The organism is Stackebrandtia sp., from assembly GCF_035643755.1.
Classification (GTDB): Bacteria; Actinomycetota; Actinomycetes; order Mycobacteriales; family Micromonosporaceae; genus Stackebrandtia.
In genome coordinates this window covers 1-9,385 of the sequence record NZ_DASQPW010000154.1, presented here as the reverse complement: position 1 = coordinate 9,385, position 9,385 = coordinate 1, and the positions used below count along the sequence as shown (strand labels likewise).

Sequence of the window (9,385 nt, the reverse complement as noted above, 5' to 3'; positions counted from 1 at the left end):
GCATCGAAGTATGCCTCTCAAAGCGTCGTTAATCGTTGGTGCTCAACGGTTAACGACTTCACCGCGGAGGTGGGCATGTTCGGGCCCGTGGGTTTGCCTGTGCGAGTGAGCTAGTACCCGTGTCGCTGTCGATCGTCCGTGCCCGCCCCGACCGCGGACCAGACGGACAGCTCGGAGCTGTCCGTCTGGTATTGGCGCCCTACTTGACGATCTCGTAACGCAGCACCACCAGGCCATTGTCGTACCCCGTGCCGTCGATGAGTTTCAGGTCCTGGCTGTCCTCGAAGACGCGGGTTCCCTTGCCGCGCACGGCTGGGCAGACCAGCAGCTGCACGACGTCGACGACGCCCGCCTCCAGAAGGGAGCGCATGAGTTTCAGGCTCCCCCACAGCCAGATGTCCTTGCCGTCCTGCTCCTTGAGCTCTCGGATGGTGGCGGCGGCGTCGCTGGTCACGGTCGCGGCGGGGAAGTCGCCCCAGGGGGCGTCCTCCAGCTTCGACGAGGCGACGATCTTGGTGAGGTTGTTGAGCTTCTGGCCGTACTCGCCCTGGTCTTCCGCGTGCGGCCAGTAGTCCTTGGCCTGGGCGTAGGTGTTGGCGCCGAGGATGAGCGTGTCGACCGAGTCGACGAAGCCCATCAGCTTTTCCTTGAACGCGGGGTTTGTCTTGTCCGAGAACGGTTCTCCCGAAACGAAGCTCAGCCCGCCGTCTTCCTCGGCGGCGATGTTGTCGACGGTGACCCATTGCTGAACGATCAGCTTTCGCACTTTTGACTCCTGTATTTGGGACCGCGTCCTTCGCGGCCCTTCACCCCAAGGACGGAGCCGATCGGCGCTCCTCGACATCGCCCCGCGGATAGTGACCCAGGACACATTACCGAGGTGGCGTATGGAGCCGTCATCCACAAGCGAATAGAGCGCTGTCGGACAGCTACGCATGCCCCAAGCGAGACCAGTCCCACGCGCACGCCGTGACAATGTGATCCATGCCCACACCCTTGCGGGCCTTGATTTCCCGCCTCGCGCTCGGCTTGTTCACCCTGGTCACACTCACCACCGCGACCGCGTGCGCACAGACCAGAGACGACTACATCGACGATATCGACCAGGCGTGCGCCAGCGTCAACGCGCGATTCGGTGACGAGCTGAAGTTCAACGGAAAGAACTTCGGGACCGCCAAAGACCTGAAGCGCCTCGCCCAGCGCCGATCGACCCTCAAGAACCTGCTTCACCAGGTCGACGCCTTCGAGATCCCCGAGAAGACCTCCCCGCCGAAAAAGTGGATCAAGAAGATCGATGAGCTTATCAAGTACATGAAGAAGCTCAAGGGAGAGTGGGAAAACCTGCCACCAGGCAGCGATCTGTACCTGGCCATGTCGACGGGCGAGGTTGACGACTACGTCAACGACGTCTCCAAGGCCGCGAAAGGCTACGGGCTGAAGACCTGCGCCCACACGAACTCGTGGAAGATCTTTCCAAAGTAGAGGTCTGGCCGTTTAGGTGGTTGCCAGGGGCTTCGGGCATCGGTATGGGTAGGTGATGGCGAAACTGGCACTCGGCGGGAAAGCCGTGGCGGATAGGCGAACGCGGACGGTGGTCCCCTCGTGGTTGAGGTCCTGGGTTTCGGGGTTGTCGATGCTCGGGCACGTGCTGCTGATGCTGGCCATCGCGGCGGTCACGACGCTGGGGGCGGCCTGGCTGATCTGGTTCATGCTCGGCAACGGGCGCCTGCCAAAACTGAACGGGGACACCGCAGGGTTGGAGCTGATCAAGGTGGCCCTGGCGATCACTGCGGGAATCGGCGCGACCGTGGCTCTCGTTGTGGCGTACCGAAAGCAGCGGCTTAGCGAGGCGGCCGAGAAGCGGGAACGCGCTAAGCACTTTCACGAGCGGTACGTGACCGCCTCGGAGCAGCTGTACAGCGCCACAGCGGGGGTGCGGCAGGCGGGCGTGTACGCGATGGCGAGCCTCGCCGACGACTGGGACGAAGGTCGGCAGAACTGCATCGACGTCCTATGTGGTTATATGAGGATGCCGTATACGCCGCCTGAACAACCCGTTCCCGAGGGTGCGACACCACAGCAGGTCGCCGAGTACGAGAGGAACGAGCGCGAAGCATCAATGGATCGACATGTCCGACGCGCCGTCATGGACACGATTGGTTGGAAGCTGCGCGCCGTCCCCGTCTACGGCAATACCTGGCACGAGCACATCTTCGATCTCACGGGGGCCGTCATCGACGGTGGAGACTTGTCGGGCGCGAGGATCATCGGCGGCTGGGTGAAGTTCGACGGCGCGAGGTTCACGGGGAAAGTGGTTCGCTTCAACGACGCGAGCTTCAGCGGTGGGTTCGTCACCTTCAACGACGCGACGTTCGATAGCGGCCATGTCGATTTCCGCGCCACGCGATTCAGTGATGTCATCGTCGACTTCAGCGGCGCGAAGTTCAGTGGCGCCACGGTTTCGTTCGACGAAGGGCATTTCGGCGCCATGCTGCTGGACTTCAGAAACTCCGAGCTCACCAGCGGCTTCCTGGCCCTTACCAACGCCGAGTTCGCGGGAAGCACAGTCGCCTTTGACTTCGCGCAGCTGCAAGGAGGGAAGCTGGGGTTTGACAACTCGGACTTCAGCGCGGGGTCCGTGGGCTTCGAAGCCACGCGGTTCGGGGGAAGCAGCGTCCAGTTCGACAACTCCGAGTTCACGGGTGCGGCGGTCACCTTCGCTGGCGCGAAGTTCCTGGACGGCAGGGTCACCTTTCACAACGCGGCGTTCAGGTCTCCCTCGGTCGGGTTCAAATACGCGCACTTCAAGGGCGCCACGGTCGATTTGAGCACTCCGAACACGTACACATCTCCCCCGTCCTTCGACGATTTCCCCGACGGGGTACCCGAGGGGTTGATACTTCCAGACCCCGTGGGGCCGACGAAGGACTGACCGTCGACGTCAATGCCTCGGCACGTACATGATCACCGCCACCCCCACCAGGCAGATCGCCGCCCCGATCACGTCCCACCTGTCTGGACGGTACCCGTCCACGACCATCCCCCACGCCAGCGAGCCCGCCACGAAGATCCCGCCGTACGCCGCCAGGATCCGTCCAAAGTGCGCGTCGGGCTGGAACGTCGCCACAAACCCGTACGCCCCCAACGCGATGATCCCGCCCGCGATCCACAGGACTCCGCGACTCTCGCGCCAGCCCTGCCAGATCAGCCAGGCGCCGCCGATCTCGGCGACGGCGGCCAGCAGGAACAGGGCGATGGAGCGGGCGATGATCACGCACTGGAGGCTACGCGGGGCAACCGCGATGGGGGTCATGGTGACGCCGTTGGGGATGGCTCGGACTCATCGACCCATGACCGAACCGATCGGCTTCCACGCACGTCGGTACACGCCGATCCAGGTGTGCGGCGCATAGTGTTTGGTGAGTCTTTCGAAGCCGCGCCGAGGCATGGCAACGGGCATCACATAGCGAAGCCGCGTCGGAGGCACGCCTGCTCGAGGCGCCTCCTCCGTTAGCCACCAAAACCGAAGCGGTGCGCCCTCGGGGCGGCCAGGCAAGCCGGGGTCACGCGGAAACACCTCCAGCGCGAAGTTCTTGCGGGGCCTCACCACCGCGATCCTGGGCCCCAGCATGTACCCGATTCCCACGGCGTGAATCTGGTGCCACGGCACCAAAGTGGCCCGCTGCTCGATCACCCACCACACGCCGAAGCGATCCATGGCCACGGCGGGGCGGGTTCGCGCGCGATAGGGCAGCGCGACCACGAGCGCGGCGCCCAGGACGGTGAACGCCGAAAACGCCACGGCGACCACCACATTGGTGGCCCTTTCTCCGTCGCTGAGGTCGTACTCCCCAGACACCAGTGCGTAGATGGGCGCCCAGGCAAACAGTCCACAAAGCACGACGGCAACCGCCAACTTCACGAATTGTCCAGGCGACCCATGGCGCGACCACACCGCGTCGGCACCAGGCCAGGCGCCATCGTGTTGTCCATTTATCAACGTCTCGATCCCTTTTGGGCCCGATGCTGCCCGCGAAGCGATCACCGTCGCCGAAGTTCGGACACTCCCGGCCATGAGAGCCCGCGGCGGGGCCACCGTCCAGAGTCGATGGAACCGACGAGACGTGCTTTCGAACTAGGCCGTGATCCCCGCCTGGGCGGCGAGGCCGTCGAGCACGGTGGTTTGGGAGGCGGGGACGTCGATGTCGAGGCGGAGGTCGCCCGCGTCGTCGCCGATGGTGAAGCCGAAGAAGGAGCAGCAGTCGGACTCGGCGGCGAGCAGGTTTTCGAGCTCGGCGCGGGCGTCGGGATCGAAGGCAAGGCGCAACCTGGTGGGCGACAGGCGTTCGCCGTCGCGAAGGTGGTGGGCGAAGAGGTCGCCGAAAGCGGCGATGCGCAGGGGTTGTTCGGCGGTGGGGAGGGTGCAGGCGTCGGGCACCCATTCGGTGTCGGTGCTCATCCCATAAATCTATGCCGAGATTATTTCAACGGGCGTTGACATTCGAGGTAATCCTTGCCACGCTGGGGTTATGAGAAAACCAGCCGCCGCCGTGGGCAGCACGGTGTTCTTCCTGGTCGCGCCCTGCACCGTCGCGGGGTTGATCCCGTGGCTGTTGACGCGGTGGGAGTCGGTGGGCTTCCCTGCATGGTGGTGGGCGCTGCGGGCGGTCGGGATCGCGTTCGTGCTGGTCGGCGCGGTCGTGGTGATCGACTCCTTCGTGCGATTCGTGCGCGAGGGCGCGGGGACGCCCGTGCCCGCCGCGCCGCCCGAGCATCTCGTGGTGGGCGGGTGGTATCGCTTCGTCCGCAACCCCATGTATGTGGCGCTGCTGCTGGCGATGGCGGGGCAGACGCTGATCTTCGGGCACTGGGGGATGCTGATCTACACGGTGGCGATGTGGGTTCCGCCCGCGGCGTTCGTCAAGTGGTACGAGGAGCCGAAACTCGAGTCGCTGTTCGGCGAGGAGTTTCGTCGGTATCGGCGGGCGGTGCCCGCGTGGATTCCGCGTTTGCGGCCGTGGAACGCTCCGCACCCCGGGTGAGTGCCCCACAATGGGAACATGACGCAGGAGACGCGCGACACCCACGACAGCCGCTCCACAATGTATGGGTCCCAGGACCTCAGCTCGCTGACCGTCTTCTCGGGCGGGTTCATCAACTACGGTTACTGGCCCGACGATCTCGACCCCGAGGGACCGTTGACGACGGAGCAGCGCACCGACACCCAGGCCGAGATGTACCGCCAGGCGATGCGGCGCCTCGGCGTCGGCGGCGGGGATCGGCTGCTGGAGGTCGGGTGCGGGCTGGGCGTCGGCGCCGCGACCGTGCTCAGGGAGTTCGGGCCCGCCAGCATCGTCGGGGTGGACCTGTCTCCCGACCAGTTGGCGCGGGCCGAAAAGCGCAACGCCGAGCTGCTGGCGGCGACGCCGCGGCGGCTGGAGTTTCGCCAGGGCGCGGCCGACGCGCTGCCCGCCGAGGCGGGGTCGGTGGACGCGGTGTACTCGATCGAGGCGGCGCAACACTTCGACGACCACGCGGGGTTCGCGCGGGAGGCGTTTCGGGTGTTGAGCGGCGGCGGGCGATTCGCGCTGGTGACGTTCTTCGCGCCGAGCTGGGAGGGGCGCGATCGGGTGGCGTCGTTGATTCCCACCGTCGCCAGCGGGGTGGATCGGCTCGTGCGGGTCGACGCCTTCGCCGAGGACGTGCGGGCGGCGGGCTTTGAGAATGTGCGGGTGGAGTCGATCGGGCCGCACGTGTGGGAGGGCCTGGACGCGTGGGTCGCCACGACCGAGTACGCGGATTCGTGGGCGCGCAACTGGTTGAAGATCTACCGCAACGGGTGGGTCGACTATTACTTCGTCACGGCGGAAAGGCCGTAGGTCTCCCCGTGGGGGTCCGGCGACCCCGCTAGAAGCTGAAGCCACCGCCCGAATCCGAACCGCTGGAGCCGCTGTCGGACGACGACGTGTACACCGAGGTCTGGTGGTGGTCGGAGTGGCCGCCCCCTCCCGAGCGGGATTCGGGCCAGTAGAAGGAATAGCCGAGGCCGCGCGCCGACCAGTACAGCAGCCCTACGGCCGCGGCCAGGCCGCCGACGACCAGCCCGAAGATCGCCCACCCGCCGAGCGGACGCTCGTCGCTGACGTCGATGAATCGCGCCAGCATGTCGTGATAATCGGGCGTGCAACAGTCGTGGACCTCTTTCAACGCGTTGTTGACCCCGTCGACGTCGCTGTCTTCCGTTTCGGCACCCAAGTACGGGTGCGCCACCATGGTGCGGCCCTTGTCGGGGCTGCCGGCGTGAATGATCAGCGCGTAGGTGCCCGGCTTGCCGACCTTCTGGCCGATGACGCTCAGCATCTCGCTCGGTTCGTAGGCGAGGTTGAGGGGCGGGGACTCGTATTCGATGCCGTCGTCGTCGAAGGGCGCCTCGAGTCGCTCCACGGGCAGCACGGCGATCCGCAGGGGCCCGGGCGCGTCGGCGGCCTTGCGCTCGAGTTCGGCGACCTGGCCGTCGGAAAGGGCGCCGTCGTCGATCACCGCGGGGTCGACGTACACGCTGCGTTTTCGCAGTTGGGCGCCGACCTTGTCGAGATAGGGGTCCACCTTGGAGGTATCCGACCCGTACCTGGACAGCTCGGGTGGCGAAAGATCGTCGTCTCCGCCGTCTCGGGTGACCACGGCGGCCACTATGCCGCCGATGATCAGCGCGACCAACCCGATGGCGGTCACGACGGCGAGGTTGATCCGCTTCTTACCCTTGCGGTTCCGCGACGAGGCGGCCGCGGTGGGCCGCTTCTTCTTTGGATGAGAAGACATGGCGTCGGGGGGTTCCCATCGGTCGGGCGTCGGAGTTCGAACAGCGTAGCGTCATCGCACCCGCCCGGCGCCATGCCCGCCCGATCAGCCGAGTGACGGCCTCTCACGAGTTCTGTGGTTCACGCACCCGCAACAGTCTGGTCGCGACGAACAGGCCGATGACGCCGATGGCCGCGAGGACCAGGCCAACGACGCGTCGAGGCTTCTCCAGCTCCGCACAAGCGGCCGGCCCGTCCTCTTCGAGGTAGTAGCGGTTGGATTCGTCCTTGCCCGTCGTAAACGCGGTGCCGCAGCCAAGTCTGACCACATCCCCATCCCCGTACGGTTGGCCCCTGTCGGTGAAGATGATGTAATCCTCCAAATCGGAGGTATACACGGCTTCAACGTGATACGGAGCGTGGCCGTCACGAAAGTAAACGGCCGACCGAGGTACCAAGAGCAGTCCTATGGCGACGATGAGCGCTATGGAGGACAGGACCCAGGCCCAACCTCGGATCCACTGGCGGGCAGTCATGTCCACAAGCCTGGGACGGCGCGGCCCGGACTGGTCACGTCGCCGACAAGGTACCTCGGGTTCTCAGAGCAGCCGCGGCTGGATCGCCTTGGGGCGCTTGGGCTTGGGTGCCGCGATGGTCTCGGTGAGGCGGGGGTCCAGATCGGACAGGAACGGCGAGCGAGTGGCCGCGCGGGTGGTGCCGTGGCGGTAGCGTTCGGCGGCGTGGCTGAGGTAGAGGTGGCGTTGGGCGCGGGTCATGCCGACGAACAGCAGGCGGCGTTCCTCGGCGATCTCCTCGTCGCTGGTTTCGCCCCAGCGCAAGGGAAGTAGGCCGTCCTCGCAGCCGACGACGAACACGCAGGGGAACTCCAGGCCCTTGGAGGCGTGCAGGGTGAGCAGGGTGATGCGGTCGGCGCGGGGGTCCCAGGTGTCGACCTCGATGCCGAGGCTGAGTTCGTCGCGGAAGCGGTCGGCGTCGGTGCCGCAGCGCAGGGCCAGCGGGGCGAGCAGGTCGACGGCGCTGTCGAGGATGGACGGATCGGCGCCCTCGCGGGACCGCAGGGCGTCGGCGGCCAGCAGGAGGCGCTTGTGGACGGTGGGGGCGTCGGCGGCGAAACGCAGTTCGTTCAACAGTTCGGCGACGCCCGGTCGGTCGCGCAGGCGGTCGTGGGACCGCTTTTGGTACGGGAAGCCCGCGCGGGTCAGGGCCTCGCCGATGGCGCGGGACTGGCCGTCGGTGCGGTAGAGGACGGCGATGTCGTTGAAGCCCAGCTCGGTGGACGCGTCGTGGGAGGCGGCGTCGCGGGAGGTGAAGGTGGCGCCGCCGAGCAGGTGGTCGACGGTGGTGGCGACGAAGGCCGCCTCGGCGGATTCGCTGGCGGCGCCGTGGACGCGGATGGGGAGGTCGGGGAGGCCGCCCGCGGGGTCGAGGCGGCGGTCGGTGACCAATGTGGTGGGTGCGACGAGTTGGACGGCGCCCTCCAGAATGGTGGCGCCCGAGCGGTAGTTGCGGGACAGCTGGGTGACGGCGGCGTCGGTGTAGTCCTGTTCGAAGCGCAGGAAGAAGCCGACGTCGGCGCCGCGGAAACGGTAGATAGCCTGGTCGGGGTCGCCGATGGCGGTGAGGTTTCCGTTGGCGGGGGCCAAAAGGCGAAGCAGGCGGTACTGGGTGTCGTCGATGTCCTGGTACTCGTCGACGAAGACCCAGCGCCAGCGGTCGCGGTAGGCGGCGGCCAGGTCGGGGTGTTCGTCGAGCAGGGCGACGGGCAGCGCGATGAGGTCGTCGAGGTCGACCAGGCCGTGGTCGTGCAGGGCGGCGAGGTAGGCGGCGAACTGGGGGGCGCCGTCGCGGCGGCCCTCGGCGAGCAGGCGCTTGGCCTCGGCGGGGTCGCCCGTGGACTCGATGGCCACGGCGAGTTGGCGCTCGGGGTCGGCGATCGAGAAGTCGCGCGGCAGTCCCGCCAGGGCGTGCTGCTCGCGCAGGACGCGCAGGCCCAGGGAGTGGAAGGTGGTGACGGTGAGGGCCTCGGCGTGCTGTGACGCGAGTGTGGACAGTCGCTCGGCCATCTCGGCGGCGGCGCGGCGGGTGAAGGTGATGGCGAGGATCTCGCCTGGATCGACGCCGCGCTCGGACACCAGGTGGGCGATGCGGTGGGTAAGGGTGCGGGTCTTGCCCGTGCCAGGACCCGCGATGATCAGCAGGGGTCCACTCGGAACGGAGGCGGCGGCGCGCTGGTCGGGATCGAGGCGGCCCAGGATTCCGTCCGCGTTGGTTTTCGCAGCCATCCTGCGGGCAGCGGGGACGGTGACGCCCGAGGCATCTCCCACGGCCGCAACATCTCCATCGGGCTCACGGGCAGCTAGCCCAGTGACTCCCGAAGCGTCCCCATCGGACCCGCGGGTAGAAGGGACGGTGACGCCCGAAGCATTCGCCACGGCCGCGGGCTCGGTGCTTTCTCCCGCGTCGGGCACCGCGGAAGCGTTGTCCACCAGCGTCTCCCCGTCGACGTCGGGCCGTCCCGCGTCCGACGTCACGGAGCCGCTTCGTTCCACGTCCGCCTCACCGCGCTG

Annotated in this window: 10 protein-coding genes and 1 pseudogene; 4 read left to right on the top strand and 7 right to left on the bottom strand. The window is 66.9% G+C overall.

Features of this window, described 5'->3' with window-relative positions; genetic code table 11:
- Positions 1-199: 199 nt before the first annotated feature.
- Entirely contained in the window at positions 200-766 is a 567-nt protein-coding gene (locus VE172_RS11700) for a dihydrofolate reductase family protein (protein ID WP_324801550.1), read from the bottom strand.
- A 218-nt stretch (positions 767-984) separates the two neighbouring features.
- On the opposite strand from VE172_RS11700, the gene VE172_RS11695 reads away from it, so the two are divergent.
- Complete coding sequence (locus tag VE172_RS11695; RefSeq protein WP_324801547.1) at positions 985-1,482, top strand: hypothetical protein; 498 nt, start codon at positions 985-987, stop codon at positions 1,480-1,482.
- Positions 1,483-1,645: 163 nt separating this feature from the next.
- Positions 1,646-2,932, top strand: a complete 1,287-nt coding sequence (locus VE172_RS11690) for a pentapeptide repeat-containing protein (RefSeq protein WP_324801544.1) — start codon at positions 1,646-1,648, stop codon at positions 2,930-2,932.
- A gap of 9 nt (positions 2,933-2,941) precedes the next feature.
- Here the strand turns inward: VE172_RS11690 and VE172_RS11685 are convergent, their stop codons facing one another.
- The 3 genes from VE172_RS11685 to VE172_RS11675 form a co-directional block, all read right to left on the bottom strand.
- Positions 2,942-3,274, bottom strand: a complete 333-nt coding sequence (locus VE172_RS11685) for a YnfA family protein (protein WP_324801541.1) — start codon at positions 3,272-3,274, stop codon at positions 2,942-2,944.
- Between the two features lie 66 nt (positions 3,275-3,340).
- A complete protein-coding gene (locus tag VE172_RS11680) occupies positions 3,341-3,922 on the bottom strand; it encodes a hypothetical protein (RefSeq protein WP_324801538.1) in 582 nt (193 codons plus the stop codon).
- A 213-nt stretch (positions 3,923-4,135) separates the two neighbouring features.
- Complete coding sequence (locus VE172_RS11675; RefSeq protein WP_324801536.1) at positions 4,136-4,459, bottom strand: hypothetical protein; 324 nt, start codon at positions 4,457-4,459, stop codon at positions 4,136-4,138.
- Positions 4,460-4,529: 70 nt separating this feature from the next.
- On the opposite strand from VE172_RS11675, the gene VE172_RS11670 reads away from it, so the two are divergent.
- Together VE172_RS11670 and VE172_RS11665 are read left to right on the top strand one after the other, a co-directional pair.
- Positions 4,530-5,042 carry a methyltransferase family protein gene (locus VE172_RS11670; RefSeq protein WP_324801533.1) on the top strand — a complete coding sequence of 171 codons (513 nt, stop codon included), beginning with the start codon at positions 4,530-4,532 and terminating at the stop codon, positions 5,040-5,042.
- A gap of 18 nt (positions 5,043-5,060) precedes the next feature.
- On the top strand, positions 5,061-5,879 hold the full coding sequence (locus VE172_RS11665) for a class I SAM-dependent methyltransferase (protein WP_324801531.1): 819 nt from the start codon (positions 5,061-5,063) through the stop codon (positions 5,877-5,879).
- A gap of 28 nt (positions 5,880-5,907) precedes the next feature.
- On the opposite strand, the gene VE172_RS11660 is transcribed toward VE172_RS11665, so the two are convergent.
- From VE172_RS11660 to VE172_RS11650, 3 genes and pseudogenes are all read right to left on the bottom strand, one after another.
- Positions 5,908-6,819 carry a hypothetical protein gene (locus VE172_RS11660; RefSeq protein ID WP_324801528.1) on the bottom strand — a complete coding sequence of 304 codons (912 nt, stop codon included), beginning with the start codon at positions 6,817-6,819 and terminating at the stop codon, positions 5,908-5,910.
- 103 nt (positions 6,820-6,922) lie between these two features.
- Positions 6,923-7,195: a hypothetical protein gene (locus VE172_RS11655; protein WP_324801525.1), complete on the bottom strand. Its 273-nt coding sequence runs from the start codon at positions 7,193-7,195 to the stop codon at positions 6,923-6,925.
- Between the two features lie 201 nt (positions 7,196-7,396).
- Positions 7,397-9,076, bottom strand: a pseudogene (locus tag VE172_RS11650) (ATP-dependent helicase); the annotation flags it as partial.
- Between the last annotated feature and the right edge of the window lie 309 nt (positions 9,077-9,385).